15 protein-coding genes and 2 tRNA genes are annotated in these 20380 nt (G+C 73.1%); 10 read left to right on the forward strand and 7 right to left on the reverse strand.

Annotated elements, in window-relative coordinates; translation table 11 throughout:
- Positions 1-108: 108 nt before the first annotated feature.
- Complete coding sequence (locus BLW85_RS20375; protein WP_074996138.1) at positions 109-1347, forward strand: PP2C family protein-serine/threonine phosphatase; 1239 nt, start codon at positions 109-111, stop codon at positions 1345-1347.
- A 207-nt stretch (positions 1348-1554) separates the two neighbouring features.
- Here BLW85_RS20375 and BLW85_RS20380 read toward each other — a convergent pair whose 3' ends face one another.
- Positions 1555-2412: a bifunctional DNA primase/polymerase gene (locus BLW85_RS20380; RefSeq protein WP_070028777.1), complete on the reverse strand. Its 858-nt coding sequence runs from the start codon at positions 2410-2412 to the stop codon at positions 1555-1557.
- Positions 2413-2723: 311 nt separating this feature from the next.
- Between BLW85_RS20380 and BLW85_RS20385 the strand changes: the two genes are divergently transcribed.
- Together BLW85_RS20385 and BLW85_RS20390 are read left to right on the forward strand one after the other, a co-directional pair.
- Positions 2724-3260 (forward strand): SigE family RNA polymerase sigma factor, encoded by a 537-nt coding sequence (locus BLW85_RS20385; RefSeq protein ID WP_070028776.1) that lies wholly within the window; start codon positions 2724-2726, stop codon positions 3258-3260.
- A gap of 124 nt (positions 3261-3384) precedes the next feature.
- The gene (locus tag BLW85_RS20390) at positions 3385-5040 is read left to right on the forward strand and encodes a long-chain fatty acid--CoA ligase (RefSeq protein WP_074992798.1); all 1656 of its coding nucleotides are present in this window, start codon (positions 3385-3387) and stop codon (positions 5038-5040) included.
- Between the two features lie 46 nt (positions 5041-5086).
- On the opposite strand, the gene BLW85_RS20395 is transcribed toward BLW85_RS20390, so the two are convergent.
- Together BLW85_RS20395 and BLW85_RS20400 are read right to left on the reverse strand one after the other, a co-directional pair.
- A complete protein-coding gene (locus BLW85_RS20395; RefSeq protein ID WP_079172372.1) occupies positions 5087-9436 on the reverse strand; it encodes a hybrid sensor histidine kinase/response regulator in 4350 nt (1449 codons plus the stop codon).
- Positions 9437-9615: 179 nt separating this feature from the next.
- Complete coding sequence (locus tag BLW85_RS20400; RefSeq protein WP_079172373.1) at positions 9616-10131, reverse strand: SSI family serine proteinase inhibitor; 516 nt, start codon at positions 10129-10131, stop codon at positions 9616-9618.
- Between the two features lie 169 nt (positions 10132-10300).
- On the opposite strand from BLW85_RS20400, the gene BLW85_RS20405 reads away from it, so the two are divergent.
- Both BLW85_RS20405 and BLW85_RS20410 read left to right on the forward strand, forming a co-directional pair.
- Positions 10301-10391 (forward strand) — tRNA-Ser (locus BLW85_RS20405).
- Positions 10392-10596: 205 nt separating this feature from the next.
- Positions 10597-10669, forward strand: a tRNA-Arg gene (locus BLW85_RS20410).
- Between the two features lie 57 nt (positions 10670-10726).
- On the opposite strand, the gene BLW85_RS39455 is transcribed toward BLW85_RS20410, so the two are convergent.
- Complete coding sequence (locus BLW85_RS39455) at positions 10727-10873, reverse strand: hypothetical protein (protein WP_167381422.1); 147 nt, start codon at positions 10871-10873, stop codon at positions 10727-10729.
- A 170-nt stretch (positions 10874-11043) separates the two neighbouring features.
- Positions 11044-13632 (reverse strand): ATP-binding protein, encoded by a 2589-nt coding sequence (locus BLW85_RS40605; RefSeq protein WP_074992799.1) that lies wholly within the window; start codon positions 13630-13632, stop codon positions 11044-11046.
- Between the two features lie 391 nt (positions 13633-14023).
- Here BLW85_RS40605 and BLW85_RS39805 point away from each other — a divergent pair, with 391 nt between their 5' ends.
- Positions 14024-14485: a hypothetical protein gene (locus tag BLW85_RS39805; protein ID WP_208624873.1), complete on the forward strand. Its 462-nt coding sequence runs from the start codon at positions 14024-14026 to the stop codon at positions 14483-14485.
- A gap of 99 nt (positions 14486-14584) precedes the next feature.
- Here BLW85_RS39805 and BLW85_RS20425 read toward each other — a convergent pair whose 3' ends face one another.
- The gene (locus BLW85_RS20425) at positions 14585-14887 is read right to left on the reverse strand and encodes a hypothetical protein (protein ID WP_070028773.1); all 303 of its coding nucleotides are present in this window, start codon (positions 14885-14887) and stop codon (positions 14585-14587) included.
- 336 nt (positions 14888-15223) lie between these two features.
- Between BLW85_RS20425 and BLW85_RS20430 the strand changes: the two genes are divergently transcribed.
- Entirely contained in the window at positions 15224-15640 is a 417-nt protein-coding gene (locus BLW85_RS20430) for a DUF6234 family protein (protein WP_070028772.1), read from the forward strand.
- A gap of 24 nt (positions 15641-15664) precedes the next feature.
- On the opposite strand, the gene BLW85_RS20435 is transcribed toward BLW85_RS20430, so the two are convergent.
- Complete coding sequence (locus tag BLW85_RS20435) at positions 15665-16840, reverse strand: MFS transporter (RefSeq protein ID WP_074992800.1); 1176 nt, start codon at positions 16838-16840, stop codon at positions 15665-15667.
- A gap of 153 nt (positions 16841-16993) precedes the next feature.
- Between BLW85_RS20435 and BLW85_RS20440 the strand changes: the two genes are divergently transcribed.
- The 3 genes from BLW85_RS20440 (at position 16994) to BLW85_RS20450 (ending at position 20372) form a co-directional block, all read left to right on the forward strand.
- Entirely contained in the window at positions 16994-17866 is an 873-nt protein-coding gene (locus BLW85_RS20440; protein ID WP_070028770.1) for a DUF2797 domain-containing protein, read from the forward strand.
- 101 nt (positions 17867-17967) lie between these two features.
- The gene (locus BLW85_RS20445; RefSeq protein WP_071828737.1) at positions 17968-18705 is read left to right on the forward strand and encodes a response regulator transcription factor; all 738 of its coding nucleotides are present in this window, start codon (positions 17968-17970) and stop codon (positions 18703-18705) included.
- Positions 18705-20372, forward strand: coding sequence for a sensor histidine kinase (locus BLW85_RS20450; protein WP_079172374.1), 1668 nt, complete (start codon positions 18705-18707; stop codon positions 20370-20372). Before BLW85_RS20445 ends, BLW85_RS20450 begins: the two co-directional genes overlap by 1 nt.
- Positions 20373-20380: the final 8 nt, after the last annotated feature.

Here is a 20380-nt window from a genome sequence, read left to right on the forward strand (position 1 = left end):
TCGTCGTCGTCGCTGCCTCTGGCGAGTTAGCCGGGCGGGAGTCCCCGCACTGGTACAAACTGAAGTGGTGGATCACTTTTGCGGCACCACTCCGGCAACACCCTGGTCATGACGACTGGCGGGAGAGCATCCGGGGAGAGCGTCCCGGACCGTACCCAGTCCTTCGGGGAAGAAGTGCTGGGCACGTTGCTTGACCGCGCCCATGTGCTGCCGCCTCATCGCATCGGCCCGATCGTCGCGGACGCGGTCGGCAGGCTGGGCGGGCGGGACATCTCCGTGCTGCTTCAGGACTACGGACAGTGGCTCCTCGTTCCACTGCCCAGTGACGGCCTGGTCACCGGGGACCCGCAGTCGATCGACGGATCACACGCCGGCCGGGCATTCCTGGACACCCATTCTGTCGAGGTATCGCTCGGCGACGGTGTGCGTGTCCACGTCCCCCTCCTGGACGGCGGGGACCAGGTGGGTGTCATGTCCGTCACCCTGAACAGTGTCGATGACGACGTTCGGCGCTTGCTGCGCCGGATCGCCTGCGTGGTTGCGGACATGTTGGTCACCAAGCACAGCTACACCGACTTGTTCTTTCTCTCCAGGCGACGGGAGCCTATGACCGTGGCGGCGGAGATCCAGTGGTCACTGCTCCCCCCGCTGGCGATGATCATGCCGCGCGTGGCGGTGGCGGGCATCCTGGAGCCGGCGTACGACGTGGCGGGGGACAGCTTCGACTACGCCCTGAACGACGACATGCTGCACGTGGCGATGATCGATGCGATGGGGCACGGCCTGAGTGCCGCCGTGATGGCGACCGTCGCCATCGGTGCCTACCGGCACGCACGCCGCAGTGCCATCAACCTGTCCGAGATCTACTTCTTCATGGACCAGGCCGTGGCGGACCAGTTCGGCCCCGACCACTTCGTCACCGCCCAGATGATGCGTCTCGACACCGCGACGGGACGGCTGCAGTGGGTCAACGCCGGACACCCCGCGCCTTTGCTCCTGCGCGGTGACCGGGTTGTCAGCCGTCTCGACAGCCCCACTACCCTGCCGGTCGGGTTCGGCGGCGAAGAGCCTGTGATCAGCGAACGCGCACTGAAACCGGGCGATCGCATCCTCTGCTTCACGGACGGGCTCATCGAGCAGCACGAGCCCGGCGAGCAGCCCTTCGGCGAGCGCCGGCTGATCGACTGGGTCAACCGTGTGGCAAGCGTCAGGATGGGCCCGCGGGCGATGTCACGCTCGCTTTCCCACGCCCTCAAGAATGCCCGCGGGGGACGCACCACTGATGACGCGACGATCTTGCTCATCGAGTGGTTGGGGTCTTCGGAGAGCGATCACATCGTGCTGTGAGGTTGGTTCTCCAGCGCTGCGACAGGGGTGGCCTGGTCAGGCCGGCTCACGGCCGGTGCTCGCAAGGAGAAACGGGGTTGTGGACCCCCTGTGGACCACAACCCCCGTACGGCGACGGAGACCGGTCCGCTGTACCCGCTCCCTCCCAGGCGGGACGGGGCCGAGGGGGCGCGTGGGTGCCCGTCGTTCCCCTTGGGCCCCCGCCCGCTACGGTCGGTGGCCGGTCATCCTCGCCGCCGAGGCGATGGTCGCGCGGGCCTCGTGTTCGGGCAGGCCGGTGTGGCGGGCGGCCTCGGTGAGGGGGGTGGCGAGGGCGGGGCCGATGCCGTTCTCGTAGGCGCGGCAGGCGGCCCAGAACAGCCGGGTGTTGCGCTGGCCCTCGTGCGCGGTGAGGACGAAGTGGACGAGGCCGTGGCCGGTGTGCGCGGGCGCCGGGTGCCGGGCGGGGCGCGGGGGCGGGAGCAGCAGCCGCAGCAGGGCCGGCGGGCAGGCGGCCGGGGGCAGGTGGGCGGTGCCGGGAGCGGTGGAGTAGACGCCGTGGTCGGTGCGGGAGCCGGGGCCGACCAGATAGCCGCCGGCGCCGCGGATGTCGATGCCGGGCGCGAGCCGGCCCGCCGAGTTCGGGACGACGACGTCCGGGGGCCCGGTCAGCCACAGGTGCCGGCCGCCGCTCGGGGTGAGCACCACGACGGTCCGCGGGACGGTGAACCGGTGCCGCAGGCCCAGCTCGCGCAGGGCGGCCGGGGCGTCCGTGCCGGACTTGGTGTCCAGGTCGACGCCGATCAGGTGGTACGGGGGCAGCCCGCAGGCGATGCCGTAGCCGGTGGCCCAGGGCGCGGCGGCGAACATCGCGCGGACGCGCGCCGGGTCGCTGGAGGCGTCGTACACCCCGTGGCCGAGGCGGCCGCACGCGCCGTGGCAGACCGGGCCGCGGTCGCCGTGGTGCGGGGAGCGCAGGGCCGGGAGCTTCGTCCGGGACAGCGGGAGGACGGCCAGGCCGTGTTCGGCGGCGGACAACGCGTGGGCGAGGGCCAGGGTCGTGGCCCGCCGGTCGGTGGTGGCCATGCCCTTATGGTCGTACTTACGTTCGAAAAAGGGAAGTGGGCGAGCGGCCGGTCCGGACCAGGCATCGGACACCGCCCGGACCCTGGGGACGGCCGGCACCCGGGTACCCGCGTCCGGCCCGGTCCCGGCCGCGGACGGCTGGGACGGCGGGCCGGGCCACGGGGGTTTCTCAGGGTCGACCCGCAGACGGGGCGGACCCCCGCTCCACCCAGAGGAGGTGGAGCCATCCCCACCCCTACAACCTGAGGCGGACCCCGCTTCGGCACTTGCGGCCGATCCGCCGGTACGGGGAGCGCTCATAGCGTGGAGCCATGACCACACCCGTCTGCACCAGCGCCTCGGCGGCGGCCCCGGCGTACCCGACGTTCTCGTCGTACGTGCGTGCCCGCCGGCCCGTTCTGCTGCGCGCCGCGCGCTCGCTGACCGCGAATCCCAGCGATGCCGAGGACCTGCTGCAGACCGCGCTCGCCAAGACCTACGCGGCCTGGGAGCGGATCGAGAACCAGCGGGCGCTGGACGGCTATGTGCGCCGCGCGCTGCTGAACACACGGACCTCGCAGTGGCGCAAGCGCCGGGTGGACGAGTTCTGCTGCGACGAACTGCCCGAGCCGGAGCCGGTGCCCGGCGACGACCCGGCCGAGCGGCAGGCGCTGCACGACGCGATGTGGCGGGCGATCATGAAGCTGCCGGCGCGGCAGCGGGCCATGGTCGTCCTCAGGTACTACGAGGACCTCAGCGAGGTGCAGACCGCCGAGGTGCTCGGGGTCTCGGTCGGCACGGTGAAGTCGGCGGTCTCCCGGGCGCTCGGCAAGCTCCGGGAGGACCCGGAACTGGACCCCGCGAGATGACCGTCGCGGCCACGGGGTGCCCCGGGCCGCATTTTCCCGCCCCCTAGTGACATACCAAGCGGTATGTGCGCAGAATCAGCGCACCCCCCTACCACCGCGTAGGCATCGTCGCCGGGAGGACTCCGTGCTGAGCACCATGCAGGACGTACCGCTGCTGATCTCCAGGATCCTGACCCACGGGTCGACGGTCCACGGTTCGTCGCAGGTGATCACCTGGACCGGTGAGCCCGAGCCGCAGCGGCGTTCCTTCGCCGAGATCGGCGCCCGCTCGGCCCGGCTGGCCCACGCCCTGCGCGACACCCTCGGGGTGCGCGACGACGACCGGGTCGCCACGCTGATGTGGAACAACGCCGACCACGTCGAGGCCTACTTCGCGGTGCCCTCCATGGGCGCGGTGCTGCACACCCTCAACCTGCGGCTGCCGGCCGAGCAACTGGTGTGGATCGTCAACCACGCAGCCGACCGCGTGATCATCCTAAGCGGCTCCCTGATCCCGGTGATCGCCCCGCTGCTGCCCCGGCTGAAGACGGTCGAGCACCTCGTGGTCTCCGGCCCCGGCGACCGCGCCCCGCTGGCCGGCGCCACCGCCCGGGTGCACGAGTACGAGGACCTGCTCGCGGGCCGCCCGGCGGACTACGACTGGCCCGAGCTGGACGAACGCCAGGCCGCCACCATGTGCTACACCTCCGGCACCACCGGCGACCCCAAGGGCGTGGTCTACAGCCACCGTTCGATCTATCTGCACTCCATGCAGGTCAACATGGCCCAGTCGATGGGCCTGACCGACCGGGACACCTCGCTCGTGGTCGTCCCCCAGTTCCACGTCAACGCCTGGGGGGTGCCGCACGCCACCTTCATGACCGGCGTCAACATGCTGATGCCGGACCGCTTCCTGCAGCCCGCGCCGCTCGCCGAGATGATCGAACGGGAGCGGCCGACCCATGCGGCGGCCGTGCCCACCATCTGGCAGGGCCTGCTCAAGGAACTGCACACCCGGCCGCGTGACGTGGCCTCCCTCACCCAGGTCGTCATCGGCGGCTCGGCCTGCCCGCCCGCGCTGATGCGGGCCTTCGACGAACTGGGCATGCGCGTCGTGCACGCCTGGGGCATGACGGAGACCTCCCCGGTGGGCACCATGGCCCGTCCGCCGGCCCACGCCGTCGGCACCGACGAGGAGTTCGGCTACCGCGTCACCCAGGGCCGGTTCCCGGCGGGCGTCCAGGCCCGCCTCACCGGCCCCGGCGGCGAACGCCTGCCCTGGGACGGCAAGTCGGCCGGCGAGCTGGAGGTGCGCGGCCCCTGGATCGCGCGCGCCTACTACAACGGTCCCGGCGCCGAACCCCTGTGCCCCGCCGACAAGTTCAGCGCGGACGGCTGGCTGAAGACCGGGGACGTCGGCGTCATCTCCCCGGACGGCTTCCTCACCCTCACCGACCGCGCCAAGGACGTCATCAAGTCCGGCGGCGAGTGGATCTCCTCGGTCGAGCTGGAGAACGCGCTGATGTCCCACCCGGAGGTCGCGGAGGCCGCCGTGGTGGCCGTGCCCGACGACAGGTGGGGCGAGCGCCCGCTGGCCGCCGTCGTCCTCAAGGACGGCGCGGACCCCGGCTTCGAGACCCTGCGCGCCTTCCTCGCCGAGGAGGCCCACATCGCCCGCTGGCAGCTCCCCGAGCGCTGGACGACCGTGGAGTCGGTGCCGAAGACGAGCGTCGGGAAGTTCGACAAGAAGGCGCTGCGCAAGCAGTACGCGGACGGGGACCTGGACGTCACCCGGCTGTGAGACGAAGGGGCCGGGCGGCAGGCCCGGCCCCCTCGCCGCCGGAGCGCTAGTTGGTGCCGATCCGGGACAGCAGGTCCACGATCCGGGACTGCACCTCGGTGCTGGTGGACCGCTCCGCGAGGAACAGCACCGTCTCGCCCGAGGTCAGCCGCGGCAGCTCGGCCTGGTCGACGGCGGCCGTGTAGACGACCAGCGGGGTGCGGTTGAGCTGCCCGTTCGCGCGCAGCCAGTCCACGATCCCGGCCCGCCGCCGGTGCACCTGCATCAGGTCCATCACCACGAGGTTCGGCCGGAACCGGCCCGCCAGCGCCACCGCGTCGGTGTCGTTCGCGGCCCGCGCCACCTGCATCGCGCGCCGCTCCAGCGTCGCGGTCAGCGCCAGCGCGATCTCCTCGTGCTCCTCGATCAGCAGCACCCGCGGCGGATGCTGCTCGCTGTCCCGCGGCGCCAGCGCCTTCAGCAGCACGGCGGGATCGGCGCCGTACGCCGCCTCCCGCGTCGCCTGCCCGAGCCCGGCCGTGACCAGCACCGGCACCTCGGCGGCCACGGCGGCCTGGCGCAGCGACTGGAGGGCGGTACGGGTGATCGGACCGGTCAGCGGGTCCACGAACAGCGCCGCCGGGAAGGCCGCGATCTGCGCGTCGACCTCCTCGCGCGAGTGCACGATCACCGGCCGGTAGCCGCGGTCGCTCAGCGCCTGCTGGGTGGTCACGTCCGGCGCGGGCCACACCAGCAGCCGGCGCGGGTTGTCCAGCGGCTCCGGCGGCAGTTCGTCGTCCATCGGCTGCGGGCGCGGGGTGTCCGCCACCTCGACGGCCCCGCCGGGACCGTCCAGCGGCTCGGGCCCCTCGGCCGCGTTCGCGTCCGGCGCGCCGATCGCGTACGACCGTCCGGCCCCCTCGGTGCCCGGCGCGAGCCGTGACTGCCCGGGCAGGCCCGGGGACTGCGCGGGCGCCGGCTCGGCCGTCTGCTCCTGCCGGGCGGCCGGGTCGGGGGGCGTGCCCAGCTTGCGCCGGCGGCCGGAGCCGTTCGGCGTGTGCGGGGGCGGCGTCGGCGTCCCCTGCCGCGTGAACGGCACGCCCTGACCGAGGGTCCGCACGCTGAAGGCGCGGCCCTGGGTGGAGTCGGGGTCGTACGCCGGGACGCTCCCGGTCGCCGTGGCACCCGCGTTCTCGGCGGGCAGCGGCTGCGCGGCACGGTGCTCCGCGGGCAGCGGCGTGCCGGCCGCGGGGGTCGGCTGCGGCGCGGGGGCGGCGGGCGCCGCCGGGGGCACCGGAGTACCGGCCGCCGGGGTCGCGGCGGGCCCGGACCGCGGTGCGGGGGCGCCGGGCGCGGGCGGGGCGGTGGGCGCGGGCCGCGGTACGGCGACGCCCGCGCCGGAGGTGTCGTCGGCACCGGGCCACCCCGGGGCGGCGGCCGGTGCGGGGGCGGCGGTCACCGGGCCCTGGGCGGGGGCGGGCCCCTGGGGGGCGCCGGCCTCGGCGGGCAGGGGCAGCGGCTGGGCGCCGGGGGCGGCCGGGGTGCCGTGGGCCGGCGTGGCGGCCGCAGGGGGCTGCTGGGCCGGGGCGGGCTGCCCGGGGGGCACGGGCCGCGCGGCACCCGGCTGACCCGGGACCGGCGGCACGGCGGCGTGGGGCGCGCCCGCCGCGGCCTGCGGCCCGGGAACACCGGGCGCGGCGGCCGTACCGGGGGCGGCGGGAGCGGCGGGAGGGGTGACCGTACCCGGGGCGGCCGGGGCGGCCGGCGCGGCCGGCGCGGCGCCCGCGGTCCCGGGCTGTGCCGCGACCGCCTCCGCCGGTGCCGGCGCGGCGACCGCCGGTCCGGCCTGGAGCGGGACGCCCCGCCCCTCGGTGTCCTCCACCTGCGGCTGCGCGGGCGGTGCGACGGACCGGCGGCGCCGCCCGGTGGGGGCGCTGGTGGGATGCGGCTGCGGCGGGGTGTGGTCGGCGGCCTGGCTCAGCGGCACGGCGTCGTGCCGTCCCTCCTCGGCGGGCATGGTCAGCGGCGGCTGCGCGGGCACCCGCACCTGGCCGGGCAGGCCCGGGGCCGGTGCGGCCGGGGCCGCCGCCTCCGGGGCGCGGTCGGCCGTGGCGGGCGGCAGCGCGAAGACGGTACGGGCGGCCGACTCCTGCGCGGCGGCACGCTCGGCCGCCGCGGCCAGCGCGCGCCGGCGCCGTCCGGTGGGCCGTCCCTCCTCGTCGGTGTCCTCGCCGTCCCCGGCCGGCAGCGCGGCGGGCAGGGCGGCCTGCGCGGCCGCCTCCGAGCCGTGGCGGGCGCGTCGTCCGGCGGGCGCGGGCACGCCCTGCGGCGGTACGGCGCCGCCGAGCCCGGTACCGGAGGCGGCGGTCCCCGCGGCATGCTCGGCCGCGGTCACCACGGCGCCCTCGCTCACCCCGTCGCCACCGGCGCGGACGGGCAGTTCGGCGGGCCGTCCACGGCGCCGCCCGGTCCCGCCGGAGGTCGCCTGGGGGTCCTCGACCGGAACCGGGCCGGTCTCGTCGGCGGGCGCGCCCGCGCGCCTGCGCCGCCGCCCGGTCGGCGCGGGCGCCCCGGTCCCGTCACCGCCCGCGTCCGGCAGGTCGCCGCCGTCCAGGAAGGAGTCGGTGGACCCGCGCCGGGCCCGGCGCCTGCCACCGGCGGCACCGTCCTCGTGCTCCTCCGCGGGCCCGGCGGGCTCGGGCGCCGGCGCGGCGACGGCCCCGGCGCCCGCCCCGAGCGGCACCTCCAGGACGTACGCGCTGCCGCTCATGCCCGGCACCTCGTGCGTCTGGAGCACACCGCCGTGGGCGCGCACGATCCCGCGCACGATCGGCTCGTGCACCGGGTCGCCGCCGGCGTACGGTCCGCGCACCTCGATCCGGGCCACCGCACCGCGCTGGGCGGCGGCGACGACCACGGTGTTGTCCAGGTAACCGCCCGTGGAGACGGGCGCGTTGCCGGTCGCGTCGACGCCCGCGACGTCCGCGACCAGATGCGCCAGCGCGGTGGCGAGCCGCTGCGGGTCGACCTCGGCCTCGATGGGCGGGGCGTGCACGGCGAACTGCACCCGGCCGGGGCCGATCAGTTCCACCGCGCCGTCGACACCGGCGGCGACGACGGCGTCCAGCATCACCTTCGTACGGGTGATGTCCTCGCTGCCCGCGTCGATCCGCTGGTAGCCGAGGACGTTGTCGATGAGGGTGGTGATCCGCGAGTACCCGGCGGACAGGTGGTGCAGCACCTGGTTGGCCTCGGGCCACAGTTGCCCGGCGTCGTCGGAGGCGAGGGCGGCCAGTTCCCGCCGCAGCTCGTCCAGGGGCCCGCGCAGCGACCGCCCGAGCAGGGTGAGCAGCTGCTCGTGCCGGCCCGCCAGCGCCTCGTACCGGTCCTTCTCCCGCTCGCCGAGCGCGGCGTAACGCTCCTCGCCCGCCGCCAGCTCCTCCGCGTGCTTCTCGCGCAGCCCGGCCAGCTCGGCGTCGTACTTCTCGCGCAGCTCCTCCACCTCGGTGGCGTGCTGCTGGCGCAGGGCGGTGAGGTCGGAGGCGTGCTCCTCGGAGAGCTTCTCCAGCTCCTCGGCGTGCGCCTGCTCCAGCGCCTCCTTCTCCTCCACCAGGGCGTCGAAGGGCCGCCGGTCGGCGAAGGTCATCACGGCGCCGACGAGCTGGTCCCCGTCACGCACCGGCGCGGTGGTCAGGTCGACCGGCACCTTCTTGTCGCCCTTGGACCACAGCACCTGCCCGCGCACCCGGTGCTTGCGCCCGGAGCGCAGGGTGTCGGCGAGCGGCGACTCGGCGTACGGGAAGGGGGAGCCGTCGGCCCGCGAGTGCAGGACGAGGTTGTGCAGCTCCTTGCCGCCCAGCTCGCCCGCCCGGTAGCCGAGGATCTGCGCGGCGGCCGGGTTGACGAGCACGATCCGCCCGTCGGTGTCCGTGCCGACGACGCCCTCGGAGGCGGCGCGCAGGATCATCTCGGTCTGCCGCTGCGAGCGGGCCAGCTCCGCCTCGGTGTCGACGGTCCCGGACAGGTCCCGGACGACGATCATCAGCAGCTCGTCGCCCGTGTAGCCGTAACCGTCGTACGCCTGCTGCCCGTTCTCCAGGTTCGCGCTGGTGACCTCGACGGGGAACTCGGTCCCGTCGGTGCGCCGGGCGACCATCCGGGCGGGCTTGGTCCGGCCCCGCGGGTCCCGCTGACCGGGCCGCCGCATGGAGCCGGGGATCAGCCGGGAGTCGAACTGGGGCAGCAGATCGAGCAGACCGCGCCCCACGAGCGCGGTCCCCGGCGTTTCGAAGGCCTCCAACGCGATGGTGTTGGCGTTGACGACGGTTCCGTTGGCGTTGACCAGGACCAACGCGTCCGGCAGAGCGTCGAGTATGGCTGCGAGGCGAGCAGCGCCTCGGGATGGCCTGCTGCTCACGAGACGCTTCCTCCCTGTTACCGCACCTTGCCGACCGCTCGGGCCATCTTGCCAACCGGCCCGCGGCGTGTCACGCGAGGGAGTCTATGCGCACGTGTTGTGCCGGGGGCGCCGGATGAGAGGGAGGTCCCACGAGGAAGTGACGCCGATGCGGTGACGACCGGACCTTTGGCCCAGGCTCAGGTGACCTTCGGCAGCAGCGGCACCAGCCGGTCCCAGCGGGCGATCTCGCACCCGTTCCCGCGCCCGAAGGAGGCGTCGACGGGCCGCCCGGCCCACCGCCCGGTGACCCGCGCGGTGGCGGGCCCGCCGGAGATCATGCTGCACACGCTCCCGGGGGGCACCGGCGCGAACACGTCCCGCCCCCACTGGGTCTGCGCGTCAAGCCCGCGACAGGCACCCTCCACGTCCGGGTGATGCCCGCCGCCGGGATGACAGAACAGTTCGTACGTCCCGTCCCGCCCGGCCCCGGCGTGCCGGACGACGACGGTGAGGTGATCACCGCCCGGCACGGTGCCGGCCGCCGCGGCGGGCACGGCGGCCAGCGCCACGGCGGACAGGGACGCGGAGACGGACAAGGCCACGGAGGCGGCCACGGACACGGACGCGGTGACGGGGACGGCGACGGCGGCGGCGAGCCCCGCCCGGATCCTCCGCCACCCCCCGCCCGGCACTCCCGAGAGAACAGAACCCATGCCTCCCTCAACGCCCGACCGCCGCAGACGTTGCGCGCCACCCCGGCACGAGAAGCCCTTTGCCCTGCGGCCCGCCTGCCTAGTACCGTGGGGGTCGATTGGTGACGGGGCCCTCGGCTGTGTCATCATCTGCACGCACCACTCGCGCGCTCGCGTGAGCGGTTGTGCTGGAGGCGTCGCCTAGTCCGGTCTATGGCGCCGCACTGCTAATGCGGTTTGGGCCTTAAAGCCCATCGAGGGTTCAAATCCCTCCGCCTCCGCCCCAACCGAAGCCCCGGTCCCTGTGGACCGGGGCTTCGTCGTTCCCGCCGTTCACTCCCCCCACCTCCCCCATCCTGGGCGTTTCCGCAGGTCAGAGGGGGTGAGCCAATCGGATTTCACATGACGGCGGCAGTCATGTAATGTTCTTCCTGTCGCCGGGACGGGCCGAAAGGAACCGAAACGGAGACAAGAACAAAAGAACAAGCACTCGTAGCTTAACGGATAGAGCATCTGACTACGGATCAGAAGGTTGCAGGTTCGAATCCTGCCGAGTGCACACAGAACAGAGGCCCCGGAGAGATCCGGGGCCTCTGGCGTTGGTTCGCTTTCGCGCTCAGGTCTCCGACGGACGGATGTCGTCCAGGCTGCCGACGATCGTCACCGGGGTCGGGTGGGCGGGTGTGGGGACCTGGATGAGGATCGGGACGTAGACCACGTCGCCGTGCCGGTACTCGGCCTTCCATGAATGCCGGTAACACACGGTCGCGTCGGGACTGCGGTGTGTCGCGTAACACCGGACCGCCGACTCCGTGGGTCCGGGCCGCGGTTCCTGTGCCGGGGAGAATGCCGTGCAACACAGGGCGGCGGCCAGGAGGTTGACGCTCAGTAAGGCTGCTTTCCGCATCGGTCCACCCCTTTCGCGGATACCCGTCAGCGTTTCGGATCGTGGAGTTTGCGGGCGGCTTCCTGCCGGGAGTGGACGCCGAGTTTCGCGAGTACCGCGCCCACGTGGTGCCCGGCGGTCTTGCGCGTGATGTAGAGGCGGGCGGCGATCTCGGCGTCCGACATGCCTTCGTGCAGCAGCTTGAGCACGTCCATCTCCCGGACGGTCAGCCCGTACGGATTGGCCAGGGTGGCCGCCCGCGGGCCGCGCCGGATCGGGCGGACGCCGCGGGCACGCATCACGGCGCGGGTACGCGCCACGACCGGCCGGGCGCCGAGCGCCTCGAAGGCGGCCAGAGCCTGGTGCAGCGCCGGGGCGTCACCGGACAGCCGGACCAGCGCGGCCTGGTACGCGCAGCCGAGCCCGTCCCATTGCTCCGCCGCACCGGCCCAGTCGCCGGCCAGTTCCAGCGCGTAGGGTCCCGCTGCGGGAACCGGCCGGGGTGTTCCTCCGGCACGGCGGACCCAGCAGGCCAGGGGCCCGGACAGCCAGGGGTGGTCCCGCTCGGCCAGGGCGTCCAGACCGCGTTGCGCCTCCGTGCGCACCCGGTCGAGGTCGCCGCCCAGCCAGGCCGCCTCGACTCGGGCCTCCCACCCCAGGCCCGTGTCCAGCAGGCAGCCCGGGTCGACCGAGCCCGCCGCCTGCTCCAGCAGGGGCCATGCCCGGGCCTTGCCCTGGCGGGCCCGCACCAGGCCCAGGACGGTCAAGGCCAGGGCCCGGGCGACGGGTGGCGGGCCGGGGTGGCAGAGGACTCCCTGCGCGGTGTCGGCGGCCTGGGCCCACAAGCCCCGGGCCAGCAGTCCCCAGCTGCCCCAGGCCCTCGTGCACAGCAGGTAGGACAGCAGGTCGTGATCGAGGCAGTAGGCCTCCGCCCGGTTCACGGCCGCGGTGGTCCGGGCGGCATCGCGCCGGAGCGCGGCGAACCAGCACATGGCGAGCGCCAGGAAGCCCGCGTCCTCCGGCAGGTCCTGCGCCATCGCGCTGGACATGGCAAGTTCGCATTCCTCCCAGCCGGAGCCGTTGCTCAGCATGTCCGCCGCCGCGGCATGGAAGCGGGCCTGGACGACCACTCCCGCGTCGCCGAAGCGCTCGCCCAGAGCGATCGCCTTCTCGGCGTACGCGGTGGTCACCCGCGTTTCCTCGTGCCGGTAGCAGGCGAGCTGACAGAGGTTCAGGTACGCCCGGGCCAGTTCCCGGCCGGGCCCCAGTCCTTCGAGCACCCGTACCGCCTCCAGGCCGGTCCGTCCGGCCTCCGCGGTCAGCCCGAGCGGCCACAGCCAGCAGGACAGCCGGCGCAGGTCCTCGCCCTCGCGCAGCCGGTCGCCCAGGGCGCGGCGCAGCTCCAACGCCGTACGGCGAGAGGCGATTCCCTCGTCCAGCCTGCCGGAGAGCCCACACGCGTGCGAATGGCCCTCCAGGAGGGAGGCCCTTCGGTCGAGCGGCAGGGGGTCGGCGTACCGCAGGGCGCGGGCGTACTGGGCGGCCGCCTCCCGGTGCGCGCCCGATGCGGCGGCATGCGCGGCCGCGTCGGGCGCGTACTCCAACACGGCGGCCGGGTCCCCGGCGCCCTCGGCGTGATCGGCCAGCAGCGCCAGATCGTCCGCGGCGACCGGACCGGACCGCATCGCCGCCAGTACCTGCCGGTGCACCCGCAGACGGCAGGCGGCGGGGACGGACTCCAGCACCGCCTGCCGGGTCAGCTCATGACGGAACTCGGCCACCTGTCCGTCGGTCCGTACGATCCCGCCGGCCACGGCGTCATCGAGCGCCGCCTCCGAGGCGGGCAGCAGGTCGGCCAGCAGCGCCAGCGGGACCCGGCGCCCCAGGACCGCCAGCACGTCGACGACTCCGCGCGCCGCGGCGGACAGCCCGGCCAGGCGGCCGGCGACGGCCTCGCGCACCGTTGCGGGGATGGGCTCCTCAGGGGAGTTCAGCATCGCGGTGACGATGAACGGGTTGCCGGCGGAGTCCTGGTGCAGCCGCTCGGCGTCGACGGTGTGTCCGCGGGCCAGCCGGGCCACGGCCCGACGGCTCAACGGGGCCAAGTCGTGGCGGTACACCCACGGGTACCCGGCCAGGGTGCCCAGGAGCGCGGTCACGGTGTGGGTGCGGCCTATCTCGTCGTCGCGGTAGGTGGCCACCACCAGCGCCGGAACGCCGGGCAGACGTCTGGCCAGATAGCGCAGCAGGTCCATGGTGGTCTCGTCCGCCCAGTGGACGTCCTCCACGACCAGCAGGCTGGGGTAGGAGGTCAGGTCGGCGAGCAGCGCGTCGAACACCTCGTCGGGACGACAGGTGCCGACCAGCGCCCCGCTCAGGGCCGTCCGCACCGGCCGGCCCAGACGCGGGGCCAGGTCGGTCAGAGGGCCGAAGGGGCGGGGGGCGGACAGCGGGTCACAGGCGCCGACCAGTATCCGGATCCGGGGATCGGCGAGCTGGGCCAGGCGGTTGACGACGCTGGTCTTGCCGATGCCGGCCTCGCCGCGTACGAGTGCCAGTCGTCCAGGGCCGACCGCGGCCGCCCGGAGGTGACCGGTGAGGTCCTGTAGCACGGCCTCTCGCTCTAGCAGGTCCATCACCACTCATTTTCTCTCCGCGACCGGAGCCGCGCAAAAGATCCAAGCGGATCAAGACGGCTCGACAGGTGGGGTGATGCGGGGAATCCGGACTGGCACGTGGGGTGTGCCGGGGCGGAACTTGGGGTGCCCGCCCGATGTGTCCCCGACCGCGGCGGATGCATGCTGGCGGAAAGCGCACGCCTTGGTGTTCCGGTTGCCAATTCCCGAGATTTCGGCGGCTGGTTGCGGGCGAATCGGTGCGACTATCCGGACTCATCGAAAAGAGATCGTGATGCTCAAGAAGGTTGCAAAGCGTACGGCGGTGCTGACCGCATCGGCCGCTCTGGCAGCAGGGGGCGCCCTGGTCCCCTCCACCGCGTTCGCGGCTCCGACGCCGACAGTCGCTCACGTGACGACGCCGAATGACAACGGCGGCGGAAACAACAACAACAATAACAACAACAACGGCCGGGGCAGGCACCACCACAACAACAACAATAACAACAACAACAACAACGGTCGGGGCGGGAACAACAACAACAACAATAACAACAACGGTCGGGGTGGGAACAACAACAACAACAATAACAACAACGGTCGAGGTGGGAACAACAACAATAACAACAACAATAACGGCGGGCGGGGTGGCAACAACAACAATAACAACAACAACAACGGCGGAGGCGGGAACAACAACAATAACAACAACAACAACGGCCGGGGCGGGAACAACAACAACAATAACAACAACAACGGCGGAGGCGGAAACAACAACAATAACAACAACAACAACGGTGGGGGCGGGAACAACAACAATAACAACAACAATGGTGGGGGCGGCAACAACAACAATAACAACAACAACGGCTGAACTTCACAGCCCGGCGGCCGATGGAAGTCCACTCGGTCGCCGGGCTGTTCCGTGTCGACGCTGCTGAAGAGGCTTCAGCTCCCTATCGGGATCGGCGTCTCAGCTCTGGTGGCAGTTGATGTTCTGGTTTCCGGTGAAGGTGTTGCCCGATCCGACCTGCCCCTTCGGGTAGCAGACCTGGAAGTTGAAGAGGGACTTGCCCAGGAGCGGGAGGAGCCCCGTCACGTTTCCCTGGGTCTGGCTGTCGCCGTTGTTGTTGTTATTGTTGTTGTTCGTGCCACCCCCGTTGTTGTTATTGTTGTTGTTCGGGCCGCCTGCGTTGTTGTTGTTATTGTTGTTGTTGGTGGTCTGGGTTCCGGTGGGGGTGTCGCCCTGGCCGGTCGACCCCATCGTGTAGGGCATTCGCAGGAGCGGAATGCTGTCCAGAACCGAGAGGAGACCCCCGTCGCTTTGGGCCTGGGCGCCGGCGGCGCTGAAGAGAATTGCCGCGGTGGCAGCGGCGCTGATCGTGGCAAAACGCTTGGCGAGCTTCACTCGGCCGACCTTTCCTCGTCTCTGGTGCCGAATCTCGGGCTTTAGTGGTCAGGATGACGAACCGCGGGCGCCGAACGATTACCAGGCACGCTGCGGCGCCCGCGTTTTCCCCCGTACAGCCCCAGAATTCCTGCTCGGTCCTCGTGGCGCGGCTGAGTACCGCTCCTCATGGCGCCCGTTCGCCCGTTCGGGGAAACTGGCGGCATGGATCTGCCCGTCGCCCCGCCGGCCTTCGACGCGACCACCGGTCCGGGGGCACACCGCCGTGCCGACCTCGGTGCCGACATCGGGGTCGGCTGCGCGCTGCTGCTCCTGGAGCTGATCGCCCTGGCGGGGATCTTCTGGCTCTGGTTCCTGACCGGGTTCGACCTCGACCCGGCCGAGACCGCCACCGCCGCCCCGCTGTGGCCCTACCTTGCGGCCGTCGGCGGGGTCGGCGTGCTCGCCGTCGTGGCGACCGCGATCGCCGCGCGGGCGGGGGCCCTCGTCACCGTGGTCACCCAGGCGGTCGTGGTCGTGCTGACCGCGGTCGTCGTGTTCGGCGGCGCCACGGCGCAGTCCCACCAGGACCGGCTGTGCCGTGACACGCCCTCGGCCGCCGGCTGCCGGGACGACCGTTAGCCGCAGCGGTACCGCCGGGCGTGCTCAGGCGGTCACCCGTGCCGATCCGGGGGCGCGCGCCAGGAGCGAGAGGTGGAGGCACCCCGCGAGAAGGCAGACGGCCGAGACGCCCGCCAGCAGTGCCGGGGCGTGGCGGGCGGGGACGAAGAAGCCCGTCGTGAAGCTGAGGAAGAGGGACGCGTTCAGGATCCAGTTGAAGGCGGCCCAGGCGTGCGGCTGGGCCTCGGCCGGTATGCCCGACCAGATGACGCGGGTGAGGAGGAGGTTGAAGACGCCGTTGCCGATGCCGCCCAGGGCGAAGGTGGCGGCGGCGGTCCAGAAGGGCAGGCCGAGGCTCGGGAGACCGAGCGCCAGGGCCACCAGGACGTTGGCGAGGGGGAGGAGGAGGCGGACGCCCGTGAGGCGCCTCGGCGTCGCCGCCGCCGTGACCATGGAAGCCACGGCCCAGCAGGCCAGCACCACGCCGAGCCCGTTCGCGTCGTACCCGGGCGTCCGGGCCAGCATGAAGGGGCCCGACACGCCCTCCAGGCTGGTGGTGAGCAGCATGGTGCTCACGCAGACCAGGCCGAGGGCGCCGAACGCGCCGGGGGACAGCAGCCGGCGGAAGCCCGCGGTGGCGCTGCGGTGGGCCGGCGCGCCGTCCTCCGGGATTCTCGGGGACCACGCCACGGCCAGGACGAGCAGGAAGGTCAGGGCGTCCAGCGCGAAGGCCGGGCCCGGCCCGGAGAAGCCCACCACGACGCCGGCCAGAACCATGCCCAAAGCACCGGCGCCCGCCTTCGACACCGCCCACCACTTGGCCAGTTCGGCCTGCCGCCCGTCGCTCAGCGCATGCAGGAGCGAGCGTGAGAACGGCATGGTCAGGGCCTCGCAGGACGCGGCGACGAGGACACCGGCCAGGACGACCGTCCGGTCGCCGGCCGTCGCGGCCGCGACGGCGAACGCCGCCACCTGCCCGATCAGCCCGGCCCGCCACGCGGTCCGGGAACGGAGCCAGCCCCGGGAGCTGACCAGCGGGGTCAGCACCAGGACCGGAACCGTCTGGGCGGCCAGCACGGCGGCGAGGAACGTCGTCGACCCCGTCCGCACCGCGATGAGCGCGTACGCCACCTGGACCAGCTTGTCGCCGAACTCCGAGGCGGACAGGGCGAGAAGAAGTCTGACGAGCCCGGCTGGACAGGCGCCGGAACGGGCTGACAACGCTGCCGCCTCCCACCCTCGGAGAAATGACAGGGGAGGCTATCCCGCGCCCGGCCGGCGGCGCTCGGAATTTCCGGCCCCGGTTCGGCACTCCCGCGCCGGAGGCCCGTCTCCCGGGACCGCTGTCAGACCCACCCCCTACCCTCACGAGTGATGGCAACCATGTGGCGGTGTTCCGGGCTCCGCTGGTCCGAAGAAGGGCCCGTGCTCGGCTGGGAAGGCGGGCGGAGCAGCCGCCTGACCTGGGGGAAGCGCGTCGCCTTCGGCGTGCCGGAAGGGGGCCTGCGGACCTGCGTCGGGGCGCGGGGCCATGCCTGCCCGGTGCGGGCACCCGTGTCCCCGCGCGCCACCGGCGCCCGCTGTGAGGAGTGCGCGCGTCTGGACCGGGCGCACTCCGTGGCCGCCGACACGATCGCCGACGACCCCCGCCCGTACCGCGTCTACCTCGCCTGGTTCGGGCCCGGCATGGTCAAGGTCGGGATCACCGCCGTGGAGCGGGGGCCGGCGCGGCTGCTGGAGCAGGGGGCCGTCTGTTTCGGCTGGCTCGGGACCGGCCCGCTGATGGCCGCCCGGCGCACCGAGGAACTGCTGCGCGCCGCGCTGCGGGTGCCGGACCGGATCCCGTACGCCGACAAGCGCGCGGTGCGGGCGGTGCTGCCGGAGGCGGCGGAAGACCGGGCCGCCGAGGTGCGGGAACTGCACGAGAGGGCCGTCGCGCTGGCGCAGTGGCCACAGTCGCTGCGGCCCGAGCCCTGCGCGGTCGTCGACCACGTACGGGTCTTCGGGCTCGACCGGGGGCCGGGCGCCCGCGGGGAGGTCGAGCGGCTCCTGCCGGGCGCGACCGTCAGCGGTGAGCTGGTCGCTGCCGCCGGGCCCGACCTCCATCTGGAGGTCCGGCCGGGACGGGTCGTCGTGCTCGACACCCGGCTGGTCAGGGGGTGGGGGCTCGTGCCGGCCGCGCCCGGCGGTGCCGTACGGGACGTTCCCGTACGGGAGTTCGTCCAGGAGCAGGACGGGCTCTTCTGAGGGACTTCCCAGGGGTTGGCTGAGCGGTGGCTGTGCGTTTCTCAGGAAAAACCAAGACTCGTGAAACGCTCTTCTCAGAGGACCCCGACAGGGTGGCCGCCATGACCACGACCTCGCCCCAGGGGCGCACCGAACTGCTGAAGCCGGACGGTAGCCCGGTCCGCGTGCTGGTGGTGGACGACGAGACGTCGATCACCGAACTGCTGAGCATGGCCCTGCGCTACGAGGGCTGGCAGATCAGAAGCGCGGGCGACGGACAGGGCGCCCTGCAGACGGCCCGCGAGTTCCGGCCCGACGCCGTCGTCCTCGACATGATGCTGCCGGACATGGACGGGCTGGCCGTCCTCGGCCGGCTGCGCCGTGAACTGCCCGACGTACCAGTGCTGTTCCTGACCGCCAAGGACGCCGTGGAGGACCGGATCGCCGGGCTCACCGCCGGCGGTGACGACTACGTGACCAAGCCGTTCAGCCTGGAGGAGGTCGTCGCCCGGCTGCGCGGGCTGATCCGCAGGTCCGGGGCGGCCGACCGGCGGTCCGAGTCCGTGCTCGTCGTGGGCGACCTCACGCTGGACGAGGACAGCCACGAGGTGACCCGGGGCGGCACCTCCATCCACCTGACCGCCACCGAGTTCGAGCTGCTGCGCTTCCTGATGCGCAACCCGCGCCGCGTGCTCAGCAAGGCGCAGATCCTGGACCGCGTCTGGTCGTACGACTTCGGCGGCCAGGCCAACGTGGTCGAGCTGTACATCTCGTACCTGCGCCGGAAGATCGACGCCGGACGCGAGCCCATGATCCACACCCGGCGCGGCGCCGGATACCTGATCAAGCCCGCCGTGTGATGAGCGGACCTCCCCGGCCCCGGCCGAAACCACGGTCGAGCCGGGTACGACGGTCCACCTCGCGCCCGCCCCGCGCGCCCCGCACCCTGCGCACCCGCCTCGTCGTCGTCTCCGTCCTGCTGATCGCCGTGGTCTGCGCGGTGATCGGGACCGTGACCACCCTGGCCCTGCGCTCGCACCTGTACGCCCAGCTCGACGGCCGGCTGGACGAGGTCGGCAAGCGGGCCTCCGGCGCCTTCGCCCCGCCGGGGCAGGGCAAGGGGCCCGGCATGCCGGACGGCGCCCACGCACCGCCTGGCATCGAGCTGGGCCAGTTCGTCGCCCTGGGCCCGCAGCCGCAGTACACGGTCGTGGCCGTGGTGGAAGACGGCACCGCCACCGAGGGCAAGGTGGGCCGCAAGGCGAAGTCGGCGCCGTACACCAGCGCCCAGGACCTCGACGCGGACCAGCTCGCCGCCCTCGGCACCGTGCCCGCGGACGGCCACGCGCACACCCTCGGCCTGCCCGGCCTCGGCAGCTACCGCGCCCAGTACGTCACCGGCCCCAACGGCTCCTTCTACGTGGGTATCCCGACCGAGGACACCGACGGCATCGTCAACACCCTGATCGTCGTCGAGGTCTGCGTCACCGCCGCCGGGCTGCTCGCCGCCTGTCTCGCCGGAACCGTCATCGTCGGCGTGGCCACCCGCCCGCTGCGCAGGGTCGCCGCCACCGCCACCCGGGTCTCCGAACTGACGCTGCACACCGGCGAGGTGAACCTCAGCGAGCGCGTCCCGGACGCCGAGTGCGATCCGCACACCGAGGTCGGACAGGTCGGCGCCGCGCTGAACCGGATGCTCGACCACGTCCACGGCGCCCTACAGGCCCGCCAGCTGAGCGAGACGCGGGTACGGCGGTTCGTCGCCGACGCCAGCCATGAACTGCGCACCCCCCTCGCCTCCATCCGCGGCTACGCCGAACTGACCCGGCGCGGCCACGAACAGGTCGGACCCGACACCCGGCACGCCCTCGGGCGGATCGAGTCCGAGGCCGGGCGGATGACCCTGCTGGTGGAGGACCTGCTGCTGCTCGCCCGCCTGGACGCCGGCCGGCCGCTGGAGTTCGGGCGCACCGATCTGGTCCCGCTCGTCGTGGACACCGTCAGCGACGCCCGCGCGGCCGGCCGGGACCACGACTGGCGGCTCGCCCTGCCCGACGAACCCGCACCGGTGCGCGCGGACCCCGCCCGGCTCCAGCAGGTCCTGGTCAACCTGCTGGCCAACGCCCAGCGCCACACCCCGCCCGGTACGACCGTCACCGCGCGGGTGCGCCGGCAGGGGTCGTGGGTGTGCGTGGACGTCGAGGACGACGGGCCGGGCATCCCGGACGCGCTGCTGCCGCACGTCTTCGAGCGGTTCGCCCGCGGGGACTCGGCGCGGTCCCGGGCCACCGGCTCGACCGGGCTCGGGCTCGCCATCGTGCAGGCCGTCGCGGCGGCGCACGACGGCGCGGTGAGCGTCGAGAGCGTGCCCGGCAGGACCGTGTTCACCGTGCGCCTGCCCGCGCTCGGCACCACGTCCGTCCCCGGACCGGCCCGCGCCGCCGACCCCAACAGCCCGCCGCGGCAAGGCGGTTCACACTCACAGCCCGACCACAGCGCCACCACATCGGTGCGACAGGGCGCCTGACGAGAGTC

This window comes from Streptomyces misionensis, assembly GCF_900104815.1.
In the GTDB taxonomy this organism is placed as follows: domain Bacteria; phylum Actinomycetota; class Actinomycetes; order Streptomycetales; family Streptomycetaceae; genus Streptomyces; species Streptomyces misionensis.

Bases quoted from the DNA above. Each gene is read 5' to 3' on its own strand.
- BLW85_RS20375 (WP_074996138.1), top strand. From the start codon at position 109: ATGACGACTGGCGGGAGAGCATCCGGGGAGAGCGTCCCGGACCGTACC.
- BLW85_RS20380 (WP_070028777.1), bottom strand. From the start codon at position 2,412: ATGGCCACCACCGACCGGCGGGCCACGACCCTGGCCCTCGCCCACGCG.
- BLW85_RS20385 (WP_070028776.1), top strand. From the start codon at position 2,724: ATGACCACACCCGTCTGCACCAGCGCCTCGGCGGCGGCCCCGGCGTAC.
- BLW85_RS20400 (WP_079172373.1), bottom strand. From the start codon at position 10,131: ATGGGTTCTGTTCTCTCGGGAGTGCCGGGCGGGGGGTGGCGGAGGATC.
- BLW85_RS40605 (WP_074992799.1), bottom strand. From the start codon at position 13,632: ATGGACCTGCTAGAGCGAGAGGCCGTGCTACAGGACCTCACCGGTCAC.
- BLW85_RS20425 (WP_070028773.1), bottom strand. From the start codon at position 14,887: ATGCCCTACACGATGGGGTCGACCGGCCAGGGCGACACCCCCACCGGA.
- BLW85_RS20430 (WP_070028772.1), top strand. From the start codon at position 15,224: ATGGATCTGCCCGTCGCCCCGCCGGCCTTCGACGCGACCACCGGTCCG.
- BLW85_RS20440 (WP_070028770.1), top strand. From the start codon at position 16,994: ATGGCAACCATGTGGCGGTGTTCCGGGCTCCGCTGGTCCGAAGAAGGG.
- BLW85_RS20445 (WP_071828737.1), top strand. From the start codon at position 17,968: ATGACCACGACCTCGCCCCAGGGGCGCACCGAACTGCTGAAGCCGGAC.
- BLW85_RS20450 (WP_079172374.1), top strand. From the start codon at position 18,705: ATGAGCGGACCTCCCCGGCCCCGGCCGAAACCACGGTCGAGCCGGGTA.